Origin of the sequence: Sorangium sp. So ce124 (assembly GCF_051525235.1) — a bacterium.
Classification (GTDB): domain Bacteria; phylum Myxococcota_A; class Polyangia; order Polyangiales; family Polyangiaceae; genus Sorangium; species Sorangium atrum.
The window spans coordinates 4,076,205-4,097,541 of sequence record NZ_CP150312.1 but is presented as its reverse complement, the minus strand read 5'-3'; the positions used below and the strand labels follow the sequence as shown (position 1 = coordinate 4,097,541).

General features: G+C 70.2%; 13 protein-coding genes. 7 read left to right on the top strand and 6 right to left on the bottom strand.

Annotation, left to right across the window (positions count from 1 at the left end; all coding sequences use genetic code 11):
* The first annotated feature begins 423 nt into the window (after positions 1–423).
* Both WMF19_RS15535 and WMF19_RS15530 read left to right on the top strand, forming a co-directional pair.
* Positions 424–2,958 carry a hybrid sensor histidine kinase/response regulator gene (locus WMF19_RS15535; RefSeq protein WP_437899810.1) on the top strand — a complete coding sequence of 845 codons (2,535 nt, stop codon included), beginning with the start codon at positions 424–426 and terminating at the stop codon, positions 2,956–2,958.
* A gap of 180 nt (positions 2,959–3,138) precedes the next feature.
* Entirely contained in the window at positions 3,139–4,146 is a 1,008-nt protein-coding gene (locus tag WMF19_RS15530) for a chromate resistance protein ChrB domain-containing protein (RefSeq protein WP_437899809.1), read from the top strand.
* A gap of 104 nt (positions 4,147–4,250) precedes the next feature.
* Here the strand turns inward: WMF19_RS15530 and WMF19_RS15525 are convergent, their stop codons facing one another.
* Entirely contained in the window at positions 4,251–5,501 is a 1,251-nt protein-coding gene (locus tag WMF19_RS15525) for an MFS transporter (protein ID WP_437901635.1), read from the bottom strand.
* A 313-nt stretch (positions 5,502–5,814) separates the two neighbouring features.
* Between WMF19_RS15525 and WMF19_RS15520 the strand changes: the two genes are divergently transcribed.
* Positions 5,815–6,921: a bile acid:sodium symporter family protein gene (locus WMF19_RS15520; protein WP_437899808.1), complete on the top strand. Its 1,107-nt coding sequence runs from the start codon at positions 5,815–5,817 to the stop codon at positions 6,919–6,921.
* 53 nt (positions 6,922–6,974) lie between these two features.
* Here WMF19_RS15520 and WMF19_RS15515 read toward each other — a convergent pair whose 3' ends face one another.
* Positions 6,975–8,177: a chromate transporter gene (locus WMF19_RS15515; protein ID WP_437899807.1), complete on the bottom strand. Its 1,203-nt coding sequence runs from the start codon at positions 8,175–8,177 to the stop codon at positions 6,975–6,977.
* A gap of 168 nt (positions 8,178–8,345) precedes the next feature.
* Between WMF19_RS15515 and WMF19_RS15510 the strand changes: the two genes are divergently transcribed.
* Both WMF19_RS15510 and WMF19_RS15505 read left to right on the top strand, forming a co-directional pair.
* Positions 8,346–9,134 carry a hypothetical protein gene (locus WMF19_RS15510; protein ID WP_437899806.1) on the top strand — a complete coding sequence of 263 codons (789 nt, stop codon included), beginning with the start codon at positions 8,346–8,348 and terminating at the stop codon, positions 9,132–9,134.
* A 45-nt stretch (positions 9,135–9,179) separates the two neighbouring features.
* Positions 9,180–10,178 (top strand): DUF1259 domain-containing protein, encoded by a 999-nt coding sequence (locus tag WMF19_RS15505; RefSeq protein ID WP_437899805.1) that lies wholly within the window; start codon positions 9,180–9,182, stop codon positions 10,176–10,178.
* 96 nt (positions 10,179–10,274) lie between these two features.
* Here WMF19_RS15505 and WMF19_RS15500 read toward each other — a convergent pair whose 3' ends face one another.
* Positions 10,275–10,655, bottom strand: a complete 381-nt coding sequence (locus WMF19_RS15500; RefSeq protein WP_437329349.1) for a response regulator — start codon at positions 10,653–10,655, stop codon at positions 10,275–10,277.
* 85 nt (positions 10,656–10,740) lie between these two features.
* Positions 10,741–13,887, bottom strand: coding sequence for an ATP-binding protein (locus WMF19_RS15495; protein WP_437899804.1), 3,147 nt, complete (start codon positions 13,885–13,887; stop codon positions 10,741–10,743).
* Between the two features lie 456 nt (positions 13,888–14,343).
* Between WMF19_RS15495 and WMF19_RS15490 the strand changes: the two genes are divergently transcribed.
* Entirely contained in the window at positions 14,344–16,173 is a 1,830-nt protein-coding gene (locus WMF19_RS15490) for an ABC transporter ATP-binding protein (protein ID WP_437901634.1), read from the top strand.
* 277 nt (positions 16,174–16,450) lie between these two features.
* Here WMF19_RS15490 and WMF19_RS15485 read toward each other — a convergent pair whose 3' ends face one another.
* Positions 16,451–17,476 (bottom strand): phosphatase PAP2 family protein, encoded by a 1,026-nt coding sequence (locus WMF19_RS15485; RefSeq protein WP_437899803.1) that lies wholly within the window; start codon positions 17,474–17,476, stop codon positions 16,451–16,453.
* 984 nt (positions 17,477–18,460) lie between these two features.
* Between WMF19_RS15485 and WMF19_RS15480 the strand changes: the two genes are divergently transcribed.
* Positions 18,461–18,841 (top strand): KGG domain-containing protein, encoded by a 381-nt coding sequence (locus WMF19_RS15480; RefSeq protein ID WP_437899802.1) that lies wholly within the window; start codon positions 18,461–18,463, stop codon positions 18,839–18,841.
* A gap of 66 nt (positions 18,842–18,907) precedes the next feature.
* Here WMF19_RS15480 and WMF19_RS15475 read toward each other — a convergent pair whose 3' ends face one another.
* Complete coding sequence (locus WMF19_RS15475; protein ID WP_437899801.1) at positions 18,908–20,722, bottom strand: PE-PGRS family protein; 1,815 nt, start codon at positions 20,720–20,722, stop codon at positions 18,908–18,910.
* Positions 20,723–21,337 lie beyond the last annotated feature (615 nt).

Genomic DNA, 21,337 nt, shown 5'->3' with positions numbered 1-21,337 from the left:
TGCGCTGGCCCGCGCGTCGAGCCGGCGCCGGCGATGTCTGCTGTGCTCGCTGACGAGCCCGGGCTCCCCCGGGGAGCGCCAGTGCGCCAGCGAACGTCGGCAGGCGCGCGAACGCCATGACAGCGGTCGCTGGAAACCGGCGACGGCCGCGTGGTGCGGGGGGCAATGACCAGAAGCAACCTGACGCAACCGGACGTGATCGGACGCAACAAACGCCAAACGCAACCCAGAAGAAGAGAGCGACAGGGCGTCTTTCATCGTATTACGCTTGCATCGTCGCAGGCTCTCACTCAGATGAGACTGGGCGGTAAAGACGCTTGCGGAACCAGCGCGTCTCCGCGCCCCGTCTCGCCCCGAGAGGCGCCGCCCTCTAGCGATACGCCTCGCGGCCCCTGCTGCTCCTGGAGAACCATGAATCGGCCAATGACGATGGACTTCGTGCTCGCCGACGCCGCGCGCGATGCGAACGGCCCGCCCCGGCGCCCGGCGCCGGCCGCGGGGCGAGGCGTCCGGGACGTGGGCATGGAGCCTCCGCCGAGCGAGCACGCGCAGCGCGGGGTGGTGTGGATCCTCGACGATTCGCTGCTGGAGGCCGAGATGGCCGCGCGCGCCCTCGCGCCGGGGTACGAGGTCCAGGTCTTCACGGACGCCGCCGCGATGCTCGAGCGCGTGGCGGGCGGCGATCTGCCGGACGTCCTCGTGCTCGACCAGGTGATGCCGGCCATGTCCGGCACCGAGATCTGTGGCCTCTTGCGGTCGCGCGCCGCCACGGTCGGGCTCCCGATCCTCATCCTGACCGTGGCCGGGCAGGAGGAGGACCTCGTCGAGGGGCTCACCGCGGGCGCCGACGACTACGTGGTCAAGCCCTGCCCGGCGGCCGCGCTGTCGGCGCGCGTCGGCGCGCTCCTCCGCTCGAAGCGGCTCCGCGAGCGGGCCGAGCGGGCCGAGCGGATCGCGGCCGTGGAGCGCGATCTGCTGCGCGCGCTCATCGAGCAGAGCGGCGACGGCATCATGGCCGCGGACGCGCGCGGGGCGCTCCGGATCTGCAACGGCGAGGCCCAGCGGCAGCACGGGGTGTACGAGCGCGACGCGAGCGACGCGATCGAGTCGCTCCGGCCCCGCGGGCTGCTCGCGCTGGACGGCCGGCCGCTGCGCCCCGACGAGGACCCGCTCCACCGCGCGCTCCTGGGCGAGAAGGTCGAGAACGCGCGCTGGCTCGTCACGCGCCCGGACGGCTCGATCCGCGCCCTCGCCGGGACGGCGTCGCCGCTCCGGCACGCCGACGGCTCGCCCGCGGGCGCCGTGCTGATCACGCGCGACGAGACCGACGCGATCGAGGCGGAGCGGGCGCTCCGGGACAGCGAGGAGCGCTATCGCGTGATCATCAGCGCGCTCGAGGAGGGCATCACGCTCGAGGACGAGCGCGGCGTCATCCGCACCGCGAACGCGAGCGCCGAGCGGATCCTCGCCCTGCCCATGGCCCAGCTCGTCGGGTCCACGATGCTGGGCCCGCCGTGCAGGCTCGTCCGCGAGGACGGCTCGCCCTTCCCTTTCGAGATGGTCCCCTCGCAGATCGCGCTCCGGACCGGCGCGCCCCAGTCGGGCGTCGTGCTGGGGCTGGAGCGGCCGGGCGGCTCGGTCGTGTGGCTCTCGGTGAACGCGCAGCCGCTCCGCGGCGCGAACGGCTCCGTGGCCGGCGTCGTCTCCTCGTTCTTCGACATCACGGCGCGGAAGCGCGCGGAGGAGGAGCGGCAAGACCTGCTCGCCGCGGCGCAGTCCGCCCGTCGGGAGGCCGAGGCCGCCAGCCACCTGAAGGACGAGTTCCTGGCGACGATGAGCCACGAGCTCCGCACGCCGCTCACGGCGGTCCTCGGCTGGGTCCGGATGCTGCGCACCGGCCAGCTCGCCGAGGAGCGCCGCGACAAGGCGCTGGAGACGGTGGAGCGCAACGCCCAGGCGCAGGCGCAGCTCATCGACGACCTGCTCGACATCTCGCGCATCATGGCCGGCAAGCTCCGGCTGGACGTCCATCCGATCGAGCTCGTGCCCGTGATCGACGCCGCCCTCGAGGTCGTGCGGCCGGCGGCCGACGCCAAGGGGGTGCGGCTCCTGCCGCTGATCGAGCCCGGCGTAGGCGCCGTCGCGGGCGACGCGGGCCGGCTGCAGCAGGTCGTCTGGAACCTGCTCAACAACGCGGTGAAGTTCACGCCGCGCGGCGGGGTGGTGCGCATCCGGCTCGATCGCGCCGACGGGTCCGCCGAGATCACCGTGTCCGACACCGGCCAGGGCATCGAGCCCGCGTTCTTGCCGTACGTGTTCGAGCAGTTCCGGCAGGCCGAGAGCGGCACGACCCGCAGGCACGGCGGCCTGGGCCTCGGGCTCACGATCGTGAAGAGCCTCGTGGAGATGCACGGCGGCACGGCCCACGCCCTGAGCGACGGGGAGGGTCAGGGCGCCACGTTCGTCGTCCAGCTGCCGCTCGCGGCGCCGCCGAGCCACGGCCGGGGGCGCCGGCTGGCGCAGCTGCCGAGCGTCTCTGCCGGGAGCGACCGCCCGCCGGAGCTCGCGGCGCTGAACGTGCTCGTGGTCGAGGACGAGGACGACACGCGCGAGCTCCTCATCACGATGCTCGAGCAGTGCGGCGCGCGCGTGACGGCCGTCTCGTCCGCGGCCGAGGCGCTGCTCGCGGTGAAGGCGCTGCAGCCCGACGTGCTCGTGTCCGACGTCGCGATGCCCGGCGAGGACGGCTACGCGCTGATCCGCAAGATCCGCGCGCTCCCGGCGGCGAGCGGGGGGCGGACCCCGGCGATCGCGCTCACCGCCTATGCGCGCGCGGAGGATCGCATGCGCGCGTTGCGGGCAGGGTTCAACACCCATGTCCCGAAGCCCATCGAACCGGCGGAGCTGCTCGCGGTGCTCACGACCATGTGCGGCTCGAGGGCGGGCGCTCCCAGCTGATTCACTGACGGTACGCGGCAGACCGGCAGCCCCGGGGAGCACGCCAGCCGCGGTGGCTCTCGACATTGACACGTGACCATCGCATCGGAAAACATGCCGTGCTGAATGCCGCCTTCCCGCGCAACACGCCGCTCATCTGTCTCGCGGCGCGATGACGCCAACGGCTCGCCGGGCGAGCACGTGCGCCCTCTTCCGGCGGCAGCGCCCCCGGAGGACGCGCCTACCGGGCGATGGCTGCTCCTCATCCATCAGCTCCCGCCCAAGCCCGCATACCTCCGTGTGAAGATCGGGCGTCATCTGCAGCGTCTGGGCGCCGTCGCAATCAAGAACTCCGTCTACACGCTACCGGCGACCGACTCGGCGCGCGAGGACTTCGTTTGGGTATACCGCGAGATCGTCGACGGCGGCGGTGAGGCGTCGGTGTGCGAGGCGCGGTTCTCCGCGGGGCTCTCGGATGAGCAGATCGAGGCGCTCTTCCACGAAGCCCGGAACGCCGACTACGAAGCTCTGGCCGAGGAGGTGCGCGCCGTCCAGAAGGTCCTTCCTCGGCGCGGAGGCGTCCCCAAAGAGCGCCGCACGGAGCTCGCGGGCGAGGTCCTGCGCCTCAAGAAGCAGCTCGGCGCGATCGCGGCGGTTGACTTCTTCGCGTCCACCGGACGCGTCGCGGTCGAGGGCCTCGTACGTGAGCTCGAAGCGCGCCTCGAAGGCGGCGCGAGCGAATCGTCGACGAAGCGTCAGCCGGCCGTGCTGGCCGCCGAGGTGCGCGGCCGTACCTGGGTCACCCGCAAGAACATCCACGTCGACCGCATCGCGAGCGCGTGGCTCATCCGGCGCTTCCTCGATCCGGAGGCGCGCTTCAAGTTCGTGAGCGGCAAGGGTTACACGCCGGAGCCGGGCGAGCTGCGCTTCGACATGTTCGAGGCCGAGTTCACCCACGAAGGCGACCGCTGCACGTTCGAGGTGCTCCTCGACCGGTTCGGGCTCGCGGATCCAGCGCTGCGCCGCATCGCCGAGATCATCCACGACATCGATCTCAAGGATGCCAAGTTCAACCGGCCCGAGCGGCCGGGCGTGGAGTGTCTCGTGAACGGGCTGGCCATGGTCGAGCGAGACGACGAGGCGCGGCTCGCCCGGGGAGCTGCGCTCTTCGGCGATCTGTACGAGTCGCTCGCGCGCAAGAGAGAATGAAGAGCGACATGAGCGCCTCGCGCTGTGCGGACTTCCGACCGAGCTCGCCCCTGCTGAAGGCGACGATCGCCAGAGGGGTCACCTCGAGCGCGCGACGGTCTGGTTCACGGTGAGCGCCCGGGTCGGGTCGCTGCCGTGCCCCCGTCTGCTGTCTCCTCCGGCGGCTTGACGGCGCCGAACTGGACCAGGAGGAGTACGTCGTAAATGGTCTTGGCGATGCCGCCGCACAGGAGCGGCCAGCCGAAGCTCGAACGGCTGAGCATCGCGCCCGCGAGGAGCGGCGCGAGGGCTGCGGCGAGGCTGCGCGGCACGTTCGTGACGCTCGCGGCGGCCGGGCGCTCCTCCGGCGGGACCACCGCCATCACGTACGACTGCCGCGCGGGCACGTCCATCTGCGAGAGGCACATGCGCAGAAGGAGGAACCCGACAGCGAGCGGCGCGGTGGGCATGAGCGCGGCCAGGATCAGGAGCACATTCGATGGCAGGTGGGTATAGACCATGGTGTTGATGAGCCCGATCCTGGCTGCGAGCCGTGCAGAGACGAGCTGCGAGAAGCCCGCCGCGATGCCTGCGGCGAAGAAGATCGCGCCCGCCGTCTCCACGGAGAGGGCGAAGCGACGGAAGAGCCACAGCGCGAGGAGCGACTGGACGATGAACCCGCCGCCGAACGAGTCGAGGCTGAACAGCGCCGCGAGCCGGACGACGATCCTACGCGACCGCAGGAGAGGCGCGGCCTTCGCGGCCTGCGTGTGCCGCTCGAGCGCGGGCGAGAGCTTGCAGTAGAGAATGCCGACTGCGACCGCGACAGCCGCATACAGCGCGAACCCCGAGCGCTCTGCCGCCGCCCGATCCCAGCCGAACCAGCGCGCACCCGCCACGGGCAGCCCGCTCGCCAGCGCGCCGAGCGCACCGGCGAGGTTGCCCGAGAGATTGTAGCGGGCGAACATCCCTGTGCGGTCGCGGCCTTCGACCGTCGCGCTGAGCGCGGCCTGTTCGGCAGGCAGGAAGACGCTGACGTCGCCTGCCGAGGGATTGAGCGTTCCCGCGACGGCGACCACGAGCAGCGGCCAGAACGCCGTGACCCCTAGGAAACCGAGCCCTGTCGCGAACATCAGCGCCGAGGCGCCAAGGAGGAGCTGCCGAGAGCCGAGCCCGTGCCCCAGGAGCCCGACAGCCAGCGTAAGAACCGCCGAGCCCAGCAGCGTGCCGGTGATGATGGTCCCGATCTGGAGCGGGCTGAGGCCGAGCGATGAAAGGTAGTCCGCGAGGAGCACGCTGACGAAGCCGTCGGCGAAGCCACGCAGCGCCCGGGTGACGAGGAGCCTCTGCGCGTCGGCCGTTGCGCTCGAAGGCATCAGGGCGAGGGCGGTGCGCTGCTTCGAGCCAGAGCCCTGCCGGGCGGCCGCGTCGGGGTCCGCCGCAGGGGCTACGGTCGATGGACGGTCATCGTTGTGGATCAACTGATCCATGGGTAGAACAATTGTACCATCGAGGCGAGCGTGCGCTGCGGCGTTCCCCTGGCGTCGATGCCAGCAGCGCGCGTGAGCTGGCTTGCAGCATCCTCGGCACGGCGCCGGCGCAGAGAGCTGGCTTGGCGAGGACGGCGAGTTTCCAGGATCGAAGGTGACCTGGCAGGCGCCGGTGCCCAGGCGCCGGTACGAGGACCTTATGAACCAGATCGTCCAGAGAGCTCTAGATTGGATGCAGCGGCGCCTGCTGTGGCTGCTCCTCTGCGCCTACGCGCTGGCGTGGTTGGTGTCCGGGCCAGGTCTGCGTTTGCGCGACCTGTCTGCCGGGTCGCTCCCCTGGGTGCGCGGCGGCCGCGTCGAGCTTTCTCTGCCGTTGCTCCTGCTGGCGTTCCTCTTGGCAAATGCGGGTTTCGGCGTTCGCGTGCAGCAGCTCCGGCATCTGACCAGGTACCTCGGGCTCGTCGGCATCGGACTCGCGGCCAGCACCGTTCTACCAATCGTCTTCGCGCTCGCCGTCTCGCTTCTGGCCGTGCCAAGGCATGATAACGAGTTACAGAACCTCCTGGTCGGGTTGGCGCTCATAGGATCCATGCCTGTTTCCGGGTCTTCTACGGCGTGGTCGCAAAACGCCGGGGGCAATCCCGTTTTGAGCTTGGGCCTGGTACTGCTATCGACGCTCTGTAGCCCGCTCATCACCCCGGTGGGGCTGCACCTCGTCGGCTACATGGCACGTGGGGATTATGCCGAGGATCTGCACGAGCTGGCGTTCCAGGGGAGCAGCGGATTTCTCATCGTCGCGGTCGTCGTTCCATCCCTGGTGGGCATGCTTCTGCAGCGCATGCTGGGCTCAAGAGCTCGGGAGGTGGTATCGCCGGCCTTGAGGCTGCTCAACTTGGTGGACCTGCTGGTGCTCAACTACTCCAATGCATCGAGCGCCTTGCCTCAAGCGTTCAACCACCCCGACTGGGATCTGCTGCTCATCATCGCCTTGATCACCACGACGTTGTGCGTCCTCAGCTTCGGTCTCGGGGGATTCCTCGCGCGCTGCACGCGGGCGGACGCGGCCGATAGACTCGCGCTGATGTTCGGCCTGGGCATGACCAACAACGGGACAGGGCTGGTGCTGGCATCCGTCGCACTTAGGGATCACCCGGAGGTGATGCTGCCGATCATCTTTTACAACCTGGTTCAGCAGATCGCGGCGGGCGTTGTCGACGCACGCAGCCGAAGCGCTGCTGCGCGGAAGATCGCTCGGCCCCCTTTGTCAGGTCCGAAGCTCTTTTCACGATGGAGACGAGGAGCGTGACGATCCGACGGCACGTATCACCTCGATCTCGGAAAACTCGAGACGACGTTGCTTCATGTCCCGTGCGCTCCCTTCAGCAGGAGGCCCACGACACCCGCCGCGACGATCACGAGCGGCTCAGGTATTTTTAGCTTCTTCTGTACCAGGACGCCAAGCGTGACGAGCGCAATCAGCGCGGTTGGGATGTCCGTGATCGCCCTCCTGCCGAGCACGAAGCCCGCGCCCGCGATCGCACCGGTGGCCGCGGCGGTCACCCCGTCCACGAAAGCGTGGATGCCCGGTTTTGCGGCGAAGCGGCGGAAGTGGCGTGCGGGGAGGACGACGAAGAGATAGCAGGGCAGAAACACGCCGAGCGCAGCAACCACCGCCCCTGCAGGGCCAGCGACGAGGTAGCCGATGAACGCGACCGTGATCACGACCGGCCCCGGCGTGATCATCGCGACCGCCACGGCGTCGAGGAACTGGCGCTCGTTCAGCCAGTGGAACCGATCCACGACCCCGCCATAGAGGAACGGCACGATCGCGAGCCCGCTGCCGAACACGAAGGCGCCGGCCTCCGCGAAGAACGAGCCGATGTGAAGGAGCGTGCGCCCCTCGGCCGGGCCGTGCAGACCGGTGAGCAGCCAGGCAGCGGCTGGGCTCAGGGCGAGCGCGGCTGGCCTGGAGGAGAGCGCCTTCCACCGCCGGACGAGCACGGCGGCGACGCCGGAGAGCAGGAACACCCAGACGATCTCGGACTCGGTGTACGCCGTCACTGCCGCGCTGACGCCGAAGATGGCCCAGAGCAGCCGGTCCTGCTTTACCGTCGTCTTCACGAGCTTCACCGCGCTCCGCCCGATGATGGCGATGACGCTCGCGCCGATGCCGTAGAAGACGCCCTGCATCCACGGCAGCCCCCCGAAGCGGAGGTAGAGCGCCGAGAGCCCGAGGACCATCAGGAACGACGGCAGGATGAAGCCGGCACCGATGAGCGTGGCCCCCGCGACGCCGCTGCGGAGCCAGCCGAGATAGATGGCGAGCTGCGCCGCCAGCGGACCGGGCGCGAGCTGGGCGAGCGCGAGACCTTCCTTGTATTCGGCCTCTGTGAACCACCGGCGCCGCTCCACCAGGTCACGTTGCATGTAGCCAACCAGGGCGATCGGTCCGCCGAACCCGAGCGCGCCGAGGTAGAGGAAGTAACGGAGCAGCTCCCGCAAGGTGAACGAGACCCGGGTCGGAGGTTCGCTGGCCGCTGAGTCGTCGCCCAGGGTTGGCATCGCGCCTTCTCCTGCCGCCCTCAGCCGCACGCCTTCGTGAGCCCGAGCGGATGCTTCACGTGGATCGAATTTTCCCATCCCCTACGCGCGGGCATGGTCGTATGCAACAGTTGTTACACACATAGAGCAGATGTATCATACAGCGCCATGGCTCCAGCGAGGTGAACGATGACGAGACCTGTTGCAGCGCTCCTCTCCCTTGTCGCGCTCGGCGCATGTCGTGGCGAGCAGGCAGCCCCGCCCAGTCCCGCGGCGCCGTCCCTCCTGACGCCCGGCGCATCCGCGAAACCGACGACCGAGCCGCGCGACGGCGACGGCAGCGCTGGCGCGCCTGCGGCCTCCTCAGTGCCGTCGCCTTCGGCTCCCTCTGGGCCGGCGGCGACGCGCACCTGGGACTTCGACGCGCAGCAAGCTGGCGCGCCGCCAGCCGGGTTCTCCTTCGGCAGGACGGGCGGGGGCGCCGTGGGGAAGTGGGTGATCAAGGCGGAGGCCGGAGCGCCGAGCGGGACGAACGTCCTCGCGCAGGTCGACACCGACGCCACGAGCTCCCGGTTTCCCGTGGCCATCGCCGATGCGCCCACGCTGCGCGACCTCCGGGCCTCGGTCAGGTGCAAGGCCGTTTCCGGCAAGGTGGACCAGGCGTGTGGTCTCGTCTTCCGCTATCTCGACGAGAACAACTATTACGTCACTCGTGCGAACGCTCTCGAGGGCAATGTGCGGCTCTATCATGTCAAGGACGGACGCCGGACGCAGATCGCGAGCTGGAGCGGCGCGGTGACTGGCAACTGGCACGAACTGCGGGTAGACGCCCGCGAGGACCGGATCCAGGTCCACTGGGACGGGACCCAGGTCATCGATGCGACGGACCGGACGTTCACTGCGCCGGGGAAGGTCGGTGTTTGGACCAAGGCGGACTCGGTCACGTACTTTGACGACCTCACCATCATGCCGCTCTGATCTGAGAAGATGCCGCTTGGACAATGGACAAGAGGAGAAGAAGCGATGAGGAACATCGTTGATTGGCTCGGTCTCGCCACGCTGATGGCGCTCGGCTGTAGCAACGCATCCCCTGCGCCCTCGGCGGAGCCGCCGGCGGTCGCGCGTCCCGCCGCTCCACCTGCGGCCGATTCCGCCGCTCAGGCGGCGCCGGCCGCCCCGGCCACGCTGGATCCCGCGGTCGTCGAGGCGTCCACGGGGGGCAAGGCGGAGGTCGCCGAAGGCGTCGTGAAGGTCTCGTTCCCCCGGAATGACGTCAAGGTCGAGGTGGATGGCTGGGCCATGCCGCCGTTCATGGGCCTCACCTCGTGGGCCGGGTTCACCCCGGGCCACAAGCCGGGCGTCGAGGCCATGGTGATGGGCGATCTCGTCCTGTTCGAGGACGAGGTGAACGACGCCATGAGCGCCGCCTTCGATGCCGGGATCGAGGTCACCGCGCTCCACAACCACTTCTTCTTTGACCGGCCCAAGGTCTACTTCATGCACATCGGCGGCGAGGGCAAGCTGGACGCTCTCGGCAAGGGCGTACGCGCTGCCCTGGACGCGGCGCGGGCCATCCGGCAGAAGACGCCGAAGCCGCGCGAGCGCTTCGAGGGGCCGGCCATTCCGGCGAAGAGCACCATCGATCCGGCCAAGGTGGAGGCGGCGCTCGGGGTCAAGGTCACCGCCAAGGACGGCATGGCCAAGGCCGTGATCGGCCGACCGGCCGCCGTCGCCGACTGCGGCTGTAAGATCGGCAAGGCGATGGGCGTGAACACGTGGGCCGCGTTCGCAGGCACGGATGACAATGCCGTCGTCGACGGCGACTTCGCGGTCACCGAGGACGAGCTCCAGCCCGTTCTGAAGGCGCTCCGCGCGGGCAAGATCAATATCGTGGCGATCCACAATCATATGATCGGCGAGGAGCCGCGCATCCTCTTCTTTCACTACTGGGGGCGCGGCCCCGTCGCCGAGCTCGGCAAGGTGGTGAAGGGCGCGCTCGGTTTGACCAAAAGCCAACCATGAATGCGGGCCGGCGGGCTCAGGTTCGAGCGAGCCGGCCAGCCCCGGTCAATCATGAAAGGCGTGAAGTTTCCAGCCCGCACGCCGCGCGCCGCCGGCTCACTCCCTCCGGCAGCTCCGCTCGATGGTGTCCATCAGCTTCAGCACATCGAACGGCTTGCTGAGGATCGCGTCCGCGTCGATGCCGGCGCGCTCCGTCGCGCCGCGCGCGGTCATCACCACGATGGGCGTGGCGGCGAGCGTCGGATCGCGCTTCTGCTCGGCGCGAAACTGGAACCCATCCATGACCGGCATCATCAGGTCGAGCAGGACGAGCGCGATGGACGAGGGATCGTCCCGCAGGGTTGCCAGGGCCTCGCGCCCGTTCGCGGCGCAGGCGACCGCATACCCCTCCTCTTCCAGGAGCTCGCTCAAGGTCCGGCGAATCGCGGCGTCGTCATCGACGATCAGGATGCGCTTGCTGGGACGGCTCATCGTCATGCGCACTCGCTCCCTTCGCAGGGTGACGGCGACCATGGCGCCACGACCTCGGGCCGGCCCGCGGGCCCCCCTCGCGCCGGGCGCCTCAGGCGCCCTCGAATCCCGGCAGACCCCGCCGGCCCGAGTCCCGAGGGCCGGCGAGCGGCAGGGTCACCTTGAAGGTCGAGCCCTCTCCCAGGGCAGAGCTCACCTCGATCGAACCATCCAGCGCTTCGACCACCTGCATCGTGATGTAGAGCCCCATGCCCAGACCGCCATAGTGCCGCGCCGACACGGCGCGCTCGAACCGCCCGAAGATCCGCCCGATGTGCTCCTGCGCGATCCCGATGCCGTGGTCCGCGATCGTCAACGTGGCCATCTGGCCCATCGGGGCGACGGTGATCTCGATCGGGTTTCCCTGACCATATTTGAGCGCGTTCGAGACGAGGTTTTCGACGACCTGCTCGAGCCGCACCCGATCCCAGCTCCCTGCGGCGTCGTCCGCCGCGCTCACGGTGACCCGCGAGCCCGCCTCCGCGATCTCGCCGCCCTCCTGGAAGCGAGACACCACCTGCCGGACGATGTCCGACAGCCGGACTGGCTCCAGCTCCAGGGCGAGGCGCCCCGCGGAAATGCGGGAGATGTCGAGGAGGTTATCGACGAGCCGCCTCAGCCGCTCGCTCTGCCGGCGAACGAGCCCGAGCCGGTCCATGAGCCACGGGAGGCGTTCGCTGTCAGGGCACAGCTCGGGCGCGCGGCGCATCAGGGTCTGGATCTGCAGCGCGAGCGGGGTGAGCGGCGTCTTCAGCTCGTGGGAGGCGATCGAGAGGAACTCGTCCCGCAGCGCGATCGCGCTCTGCGCGTCCCTGTACAGGCGCGCGTTGTCCACCGCGAGCGCGCAGCGGCGCCCGAGCTCCTCCGCCGCCGCGAGGTCCGCCCAGCTGTACCGGCGCTCGGATCGCACGACGATGAAGGTCAGCGTCCCGAAGAGCCGCCCCCGCCGCGCCAGCGGGACGCACATGAACGAGTGCCCCCCGATGGCCCGGATCACCCGGAGGTGCTCGTCGTTCTGCGCGATGGCGCACATCTGCTCGTCGGTGAAGTGCTCGACGAGCACCGACCTCTGCTCGAGGAGCACCTTGGTCGGCGGGTGCTCCGGGTTGCCGTCGAGCTTGGGCGCGAAGCGCTTCGCCTCCTCGGCCACGGCGGCGAGCGAGGGGTCCGCGTGCGCCACGCCCACCCGCCGGAAGGTGCCGTCCTCCTCGTCGAGCGCGTCGACGAGGCAGAAGTCGGCGAGGACAGGCACCGCGAGCTGCGCCACCCGCGCGAGCGTCGTGGAATAGTCGAGCGACTCGGCCAGCACCACGCTCGCCGCGTCCAGGAAGCGAGGCAGCTCCTGCGCGCGCTCCCGCTCCGCGGCCTCGACGGCGCGCCGCCGCATCCGCGCCATCTCGATCTGCGTCCGGACGCGGGCGAGGAGCTCGCGCGGCGAGAACGGCTTCACCAGGTAATCGTCCGCCCCCGTGTCGAGGCCCTCGACGACGGCGTCCTCCCCCGCCCGAGCGGACACGAGCACCACGGGGACGCTGCTCGTCCTCGGGTCCGCCCGGAGCTCCCGGAGGAGCGCCACGCCGTCGAGCTCGGGCATCATCACGTCGCTCACCACGAGGTCGGGCGGGCGCGCGAGCGCGGCCTCGAGGGCCGCCCGCCCGTCCGAGGCCGCCTCCACGCTCCACCTCGGCGTGAGCAGGTGGATGAGGTACTCGCGCATGTCCGCGTTGTCGTCGGCGACGAGGATCCGGCCCTCTCCGCCCCCCGGGGTGACCTGCACGGGCGCTGCGTCGGCGCGCGACTCCGGGCCCGTCGGCGCCGCGCCTTCGCGCCCGCGCGAGGACCACTGGGACGCCTCGAGCACGTGGAGGTTCGCGCTCGCCGCCGAGGGCGCCGGCTCCGCGGCGGCGACCACGCGCTCCGGCGCCAGGTGCGCGCGGCCCCTCGGGATCGCCACGGTGAACGCGCTCCCCTGCCCCACCGCGCTCGAGGCGCGCAGCGAGCCCCCGTGTGCCTTGACGAGCTCCTGGACGAGGGCGAGCCCGATCCCGGTGCCCTCGATGCTCCGGCTGCGCGCGCCCTGCACGCGGTGGAACCGCTCGAAGATGCGCGGGAGCTCCTCCGAGGGGATCCCGGTGCCGGTATCGCGCACGGTCAGCTCGACGTGGTCCGGGTGAGCGCGCAGCGAGACCGCGATCTCCCCCTCGAACGTGAACTTGAAGGCGTTCGAGAGGAGGTTCGTGACGACCTTCTCCCATTGCGCCGCGTCGACGTAGACGGGCTCGGGCAGCGGCGGGCAGTCCACGACGAGCGACAGGCCCGCGCCCTCGATCAGCGAGCGGAAGGAGCTCGCGAGCTCCGCGGTGAGCCGCGCGAGATCGGTGGGCGCGAACGACGTCTGGAGGCGCCCCGCCTCGATGCGGGAGAAATCGAGCAGCGTGTTCACGAGCCGGAGGAGCCGGAGGGTGCTCCTGTGGGCCGCGGAGAGGCCGTCGCCCGAGAGCGACCTCGCCTGGCTCGACAGCGCGTCCTCGACGCGCCCGAGGATGAGGGTGAGCGGGGTGCGGAACTCGTGGCTCACGTTGGCCACGAACTCGGTCTTGAGGCGGTCGAGCGTCGCGAGCTCGTCCCGGTGCTGCGCGACCTCGCGCTCGAGCCGCCGCTGCTCGGTGACGTCCCGCCCCTCGGCGATCATGAAGACGACCTTGCCCTGCCGATCCTTGACGGGGTTCAGGTTGAAATCGATGGTGATGCGCCGCTCACCTTCGTTGCCCCCGAGGACATCCACGTCGTACCTGACGAACTCGCCGCGCGCCGCGCGCCGCACCGCGTCCTTCAGGCGCTCCTGGATCTCCGGCGAGCCCTGCCACCAGCGGCACTCCCAGAAGGGCACGCCGTGCACCTCCCTCCGCTCCACGCCGGCGCCGCGCGTCGAGGTATGGTTCGACTCCCAGCTCGTACCGTGGGCGTCGAGCAAGCCGAAGAACTGGAAAGAGCTGTTCATCGCGACCCGCGCCGCGAGGAGCCGCATCAGCCCCGACTCACGACCAGGACTCGCGCGGGCGAGCTCCTGCTTCAGAAGCTCGGTGTCCCAGAGGAGATGTTCTTCGGAGTCATCCACAGGTCGCACGATCGCGAGGTCTTCCAGGCATTCGATGAAGTCGCGCCCTTCTGCGCGTTCCTCGCTCGACCGCTGTTTCATCCCTTCTCGCATCACGCTCGCGGCTGCTCGAGACAGAGAACAGCTCATCCTGATGCGCTTAGCGGAGATCGCCGACCACGCAAGGGCCGAGCGACAACCACCTTGCACTTCCACGGGGCGCCCGCGCGTGGATCCGGATCGTTCGAGCGCAGGGCCCCCTGCGTGCGCCGCAGCAGCCGATCACCACGGGCTGCTGCTGAGGCAGCAGCCCCCTCCCACCGCGCCTCCACGGTCACGGTCGAGGCAGAGTTGGCCCGGTTAGTGCATTTGAGGGCGGAAGGCGGAGGGCGGAGCGCGCAATAACCGTCAGCTCATGAGGGCGCGCTGGGCGCCCAGGACATCTCGGTGGAACCCAAGACATCTCTGCAGCGCGCCCCCGGCGCTCCGGTGCTCCCGGACACGCCCTTCCGCTTCATCCTTCATTTCGTCGGTCGTTACCGCGCCTGGTACCTGGCGATGTTCGTGTTCGAGTCGGCCCACGCCTCGTGCGGGATCATGATCCCGTACGCCATCGGGCAGGTCATCCAGGGGGTGACGCATGCGTCGGGCGCTGACCGGGCCTTGCTGAGCGGACGGCTGCGCGACCCGCTGGCGCTGTTCGTCGCGCTCATCGCCGGCGAGTTCCTGTTCAGCCGCGTCGCCGGCCTCTGCCAGATCCTCGTCGGGCCCTGGCAGCGCCAGAACGTGACCCGCAATCTGTACGCGTACCTCCAGCATCACTCCCATCGTTACTTCAGCAACAACTTCGCCGGAGCGCTCGCCCACCGGATCAGCGAGACGTCGATGGGGGTCTCGCAGACCCTGTGGGCCATCCTCTTCGACTTCTGGCCCATCGCCATCGTCTTCTCGGTCTCGATCGGGCTGCTCTACCGCGCTCACCCGGCGCTCGCCGCCGTCGTCTCGGCCTGGGCGGTGCTGTTCGTCGGCATCTCCTACTGGCTCGCGACCCGGTGCCAGCCCCACGCGGTGCGCGCCGCGTCGGCGCGGAGCGAGACCACAGGCAAGCTCGTCGACTCGGTCACGAACCTCACGAGCGCGCGGCTCTTCGCCCGGTTCGGCTTCGAGCGCGCGTACCTCGACGAGCAGCTCAAGCAGGAGCTCCGCGCGGTGCGCCGATCGAACTGGTACTCCGAGCGCGTGCGCTGGTTCCAGTTCGCCTCCGCCGCGCTGCTCAAGGTGGGGACGCTCTACCAATCGCTCAGGCTCTGGGAGCGCGGCGACATCGGCGTCGCCGAGTTCGTCATGGCGACGAGCCTGTCGCTCCTCATCATCAACGAGGCGCGCAACCTCAGCCGCCGCTTCCTCGAGTTCTTCGAGTTCGTCGGCAACGTCGCGAACGGGGTGAACACCATCGTCCGCTCCCACGAGCTCGTCGACCGCCCCGAGGCCGTCGCCCCGACGGTCGAGCGCGGCCGGATCGAGCTCCGGGACGTGACCTTCGGGTACACGCCCGGTCAGCCGATCTTCGAGGGCCTCAACGTGACGATCCCGCGCGGCCAGCGCGTCGGGCTCGTCGGCTTCTCCGGCTCCGGCAAATCCACCTTCGTCAGCCTCATCCTGCGTCTCTACGACATCGACTCCGGTCACATCCTGATCGACGGCGTGGACATCCGAGACATGACGCAGGACGCGCTGCACGCGCAGCTCAGCCTGATCCCGCAGGACCCGAGCCTCTTCCACCGGACGCTCCTCGAGAACATCCGCTATGGCCAGCTGAACGCGACCGACGCAGAGGTGGTCGAGGCCGCGCGGAAGGCGCACGCGCACGAGTTCATCATGCAGATGAAGGAGCAGTATCACTCCATGGTCGGCGAGCGCGGCGTCAAGCTCTCGGGCGGCCAGCGCCAGCGCATCGCCATCGCGCGGGTCATCCTGAAGGACGCGCCGATCCTCCTCCTCGACGAGGCGACCTCGAGCCTCGACTCGATCACCGAGCAGGCCATCCAGGACACGCTGGACGACGTCATGAAGGAGAAGACGGTGCTCGTCGTCGCCCATCGCCTCTCGACGGTGGTCCACCTCGACCGCATCCTGGTGTTCGAGAACGGCCGGATCATCGAGGACGGCACCCACGCCGAGCTGCTCGCGCGAAACGGGGCCTACAAGCGGCTCTGGAGCAAACAGTCGGACGGATTTCTGCCGGTGAGCGCCGCCGAGGAGCCTGCGGCGATGGAGGCGCCGCCGGTCCGCGTGCACGAAGCACCGCGGCTCCAGCCGGCGGCTGACCGCGCCGACGAGCTCCCGCGGGGGACTCCGCTGAAAGCGTGGGAGGCACCGCTCGCCTGAGCGGCCGCCAGAAGGTCGCGTTGGACGACGACAGCCCCGCGGCGGGCGTCACGGGGCCGAGCGACACCCACGCTCGATGACGTGGGACGACCGCAACACCGCCGCTTCATCGGCCTTCCTGGCCCGGAGAACCCCTAAGCCAAGCTGTCGCCCAGCCCTTTGCCGGATCCGCTGCTCGTGCTCACCGCGCTCAGGCCGAGGCCGGCTCGTTGAGGCCAGCTCCCCCGGCCCCACAAGGCGCGCGGGACTGGAGCGCGCCGGCGCAGGAGAGGCGCGCTTACCGGAAGCTCCACGGCTGCGGCTGACCCAGGCGGGCGCGGAGGCCCTCCTCCCAGCGAACGAGCCGCGGCGTGAGCCACGCCGTGCCCACCGCCAGGGCGGCGCCGGCGACCACATCGACCGCATAGTGCCAGCGGAGGAGCATGGTGGAGACGATGATGTTCATGGAGAAGAACGCGGCCACCACCGCCAGCCAGAAGAGGCGCCGGTCAGTGCGGGCGCGGTGGAACGTGTAGAGGGCGAACCAGAGCGGCGCGGCCGTGTGCAAGGAGGGAAAGACGTCCTTCATCGCGCCGCCGGCCTGCACGACGCTGCTCACGCAGCCCCAGAAGAAGCCGCCGTCGAGCGGCCCCTGATAGAGGTGCTTCAGCGCCTGGATGGGGCCGTACGCAGGGACGGCCATGTAGCCGAGCTGGCCAACACAGTAGACGATCGTGGAGCCGACCGCGTACTCCGTCGTCCTCCGGCCGGGGCGGGCGACCCAGACCGCCAGCACCATCGAGAGGAAACAGATCAAGAAGTAGCTGAAATAGAAGAAGGAGAACCACTCCACGATCGGGCGCGTGTTGAAGCGCTCCATCCAGAGCGCTGGCTCGACGCGGAAGACGAGGAGGTCGAGGTGGAGGAGCTCCGCGTCGACGCTGTCGCTCCGGACCGCCGGCAGGAGGGTCCGGAGCGACAGGTAGTTGAGGAGGAAGGCGCCGACGAGCGAGAGTCGGTAAAGGACGCTCCTCAGCGAGGGCGCCAGGAACGTGGCGCGACGAACGAGCACACAGACGGACACCAGGGCGGCGATGCCCGCCAGATTGCGGTTCATGGACTGCGCTCGCAGCTCCGTCGGCGGCGCCCCGAGCAGGAAGACCGTCGTCAAGGCGAGATAGCCGATGAGGATCACGTCGTGGAGAGCGAACACGCCGACCAGGCCGCGCAGAGCGTCCTTCAACAGCGCGCCTTCGGGCTCGACGTCGACCAGCCCGCCGGAGCCGGCGACCTCGTCACAGTCCGTTGTGAGCCTCTCTTGCATTCGGGGACGTTCCAGGGATGGCATGGTGCGCATGGGCTACTGACGCCGGGCCGCTCTGTATCACGTGTTCGCGCGTGGCGTCACCGTGACATCGGTGACGCTCCAGCGACCGGGAGGCAACAGGCTGAGCAACTCGGGGGCCACGCGGATGTCGAGTTTTTGACGGGCCGCCTCGCGCCGCTCGACGGCGGCAGGAGCCCCCGCGCCCCCGGCGCGGCGCCCAGGCGACAGCCCACCGCCGCCTCGGCGGGCCGCTCGCGTGCGAACGCGGCGACGCAGCGGCGCAGCGTCTACGCGTCGCCACGACGCTGCCGTCGCGTCCCAGGTTGCGCTGCAGGGCTCGCTGACGCGCAGAATCTGCGCGGCGGCGTCGCCTCTGGATCTGCGCGACGGCTGCGCCCACGACGCCGGGGTCGGCGATGGTGTTCGGGAACGCGCGCCGTCAAGCGCTCTGGGCACCGGAGCTCGATCCTCGCCTCGCAGCGGCCCGGCGGCCGTGACGTCGGCGACGTCGCGAGCGCCCGAGTCGTCCACACGAGAGAGCGCGTCGTCTCGACCGCGCGCCGAGGACGAGGCGCGATGGCCCGCCCGCTCACGACCGGTGGGGCAGTCTGCCGCGCGGCGGGCCGTCCGCTGGAACGCCGGTCTCGGCCAGGCTGAGCGGCGCTGGACGCAACGCGATGCAATCGGCGCTGCGCACGTCGGCGCAGAAACCGCGTCCTCCCCCGGGTGCGCGCGGAGCATCGCCGTCACCTCGCCCGGCTGGAGCGCACCCTGGACGCTCCCGAGCTCTCACGAGAATCCACGGATGCCCCTTGGATCCGCGCCGGTGACGTCGAGTGTCCATGGATCCCTCTTCATGGCACTCACGTTGCAATCCCCCGGAGGAGCCGACATCGTTCAGCGACGATCCCACAGGGCACCACGCCTGGGTCGCCCGTGCGGGTGCTGAAGCGATGCGCCCAGACACCAAGGAGACGACTCATGGCACAGCAACACGGTCAGAGCAGCAGTCGTGGGTTCGCCGCGATGGACCAGAAGCAGCAACGCGCGATCGCGAGCATGGGCGGCAAGGCCGCGCACGAGAAGGGCACGGCCCACGAGTTCAGCTCCGAGGAGGCCCGCGCGGACGGCCGCAAGGGCGGCGCGAGCGTGAGCCAGAATCGCGAGCACATGGCCGCGATCGGCCGCAAAGGCGGCGCGGCCGTGAGCCAGAACCGCGGACATATGGCGCAGATCGGGCGCAAGGGCGGCGAGTCGCGCGGCGACGGACAGAGCGGCGCGCCGGGCGAGGGCGAGCGCGAGGGCGAGCAGGGCAGCAGCACCGCGCAGCGCGCCGACCAGCAGCGCCACGAGACCAACTGAGCGGCGCTGCGGCACACCGTCGCCAGTGATCGGGCGCGCGGGGATCCCTGCGCGCCCGATCTGCCGTCACGGCGACAGGGTGACGAGGAAGACGTCGGCGTTGCTTCGGTCGCCCGCAGGCGCGCTGTGCTCGATGGCGGGGAGGCCTCCGCCGAGCTCGATGCGCTCGCCGTGGAAGAGGCCAGCGGCGACGGTGTTCCCGCTGCCGGTGACGGCCTGGGCCGTGGCGAAGCAGAAGACCCCATCGTGGTAGACGTCGGACCAGAGCTCCTCGGAGAAGTCCTGGCTGAGCTTCGCCACGAACGCATCGCCCGACTCGGGCGGCTCGATCTCGACCGGGGCCCCGCCGAGCTCGAGCGCCTCCGTGAAGTAACCGCTCAGCACGTGGTTGCCCCAGGGATCCTGCGAGAAGCCCCAGACGAACTCGTCGCCCGCGGAGGGAAGCCCGCGGGCGGCGAGCGGCGCACCCGTCCCTGCGTCGAGCCGGGCCAGGTAGAGGTCGTACTCCCCGACCGCGGCATGCTCGATGTCCGTCGACCCGACGCGGAACGGAGCGCTGTAGTTGCCGAGGACGACCGGATGGCCGTCGAGCCCGAGGCTGACGAACTTGGCGAACTGCTCGCCGGCGGCGCCGAGCGACCGAGCCCAGGCGAGGCCGCCCGATGCGAGATCGAACCGCAGGACGAGCCCATCAATGCCGTAGATCGGCTCGCCGTCGCGCGACCCGTCGACGGCGCTCTCCACGACGTGGCCGTCGATCTCGAGCTTTCCGCCGAACGCGCCGGCCGCGTAAAGGGCCGACTCGCCGACCGCGACGCTGCGGAAGCGCTGCCAGCTCTCCGCGGACCCGAATCGCCGGCTCCAGAGGTGGCCGCCGCTGGCGTCGAGCTTCGCGACGACGACGTTGGGACCGCCGCTCCCCTCGAGCGCGGTCCCGGGATCCTCGCTGAAATTGATGCTGCCGTCGACCATGCCGAGGACGACGATCTCGCCCGCCTCGGTGACGGCCACGGCCGTGGCGCCCTGGTCGAGCTCGCCGCCAAAGCGCTTGCTGAAGACGTGGTTGCCGTCGGCGTCGAGCTTGGCGACGAAGAGGTCCTTCCCACCGGCGCTCACGAGCGCCGTGCTCGGGTCCGCGCCGAAGTTGAGGGTTCCCTCGAACTCCCCGGCGACGACGACGTTGCCGATCGAATCCGTGGCCACCGCGAACGCAACCTGCTCGGACTTGTCGCCGAAGCGCCTGCTCCAGACGTAGCCCCCCGCTGCGTCGAGCTTCACGACGAAGAGGTCGAGATCACCCTCGCTCACGAGGGCGTCCGCCTCACCGCCGAAGTTGATCGCCGTCTCGAAGCCGCCGACCAGGACGACGTTCTCGTGCGGATCCGCCGCGATCGCCTCGATTCGCTCGTTCTTGGCCTCGCCGGCGCCGCGCCCCCACAGGGCATCTCCGAGGAACGCCGGAGGCTCGCCGCCACCACCGCCGCCCGCGCCGCCGCTTCCCGCGCCCCCCACTCCACCTGATGCGCCCGCGCCCGCTTCGCCACCTTGCCCGCCGGCGCCTCCGACTCCACCGCTGCCGCCGGCGCCCGCTTCGCCACCTTGCCCGCCGGCGCCTCCGACTCCACCGCTGCCGCCGGCGCCTCCGACTCCACCGCTGCCGCCGGCGCCCGCTTCGCCACCTTGCCCGCCGGCGCCTCCGACTCCACCGCTACCGCCGGCGCCGCCTTCACCGCCTTGCCCGCCGCCGGCGCCGGCCCCGCCCTGCCCAGCGGCGCCGCCTTCGCCACCTTGCCCGCCGGCGCCCCCGACGCCGCTCGCCGACGAGGTGGCGCCGTCCTCGGGCTCCGAGTCGCAGCCATCGCAGCCCAGGGGAAGTCCCATGCTCGTCAGAAGAGCAATCCGAGCCACTTTCGTCACGAAGTGCGCTTTCATCAATCCTCCATATCCCGACGAAGAGCCCGAGCCACGGGCGCTCGGTGGAGCCAAGGCTGGTCCGGCCCCCCCTCGCTGTGGGCTGTCGAACGTCCTCAGTCTGCTGTGTCGTGGACGTCAAGTACGCGTGCGCGCGGATCGAATCAAGCAGCTGTCGCGACGGATTCGTGGCAACGATCGGCTACCCGTGGATCCGCCGGAACGACGCGTCCCGCGTGGACGGCGCGCCTCGCCGGGACGGCGCCCCCGCTGACCAACCGTTCTCTTGCACGCTGGCCGCGATGGGCTCGGACGCACGCTGCGCGCCGCACGTTTGCCTCATCGTGGCAGAATGCCTCACCGTGAACCCCGCGGCACCTCCGACATACGTGCCGCGCCGGGCGGCGGTGGGCGCGGTACGCGATCTGCATTGTCCCGCGAGCGATGTGGGTGGCTTGGCTCCGGAGCGCCACGGCTCTCTTTGCGCTCGCGCGCTTCGCGTGCAGCGGCGACAAGCGCCGCGCGGGCAAGCGTCGGCGCGCGGGAGGTCGGCGTGGTGAGAAGGGCCTGACGAGCTCACCCGAG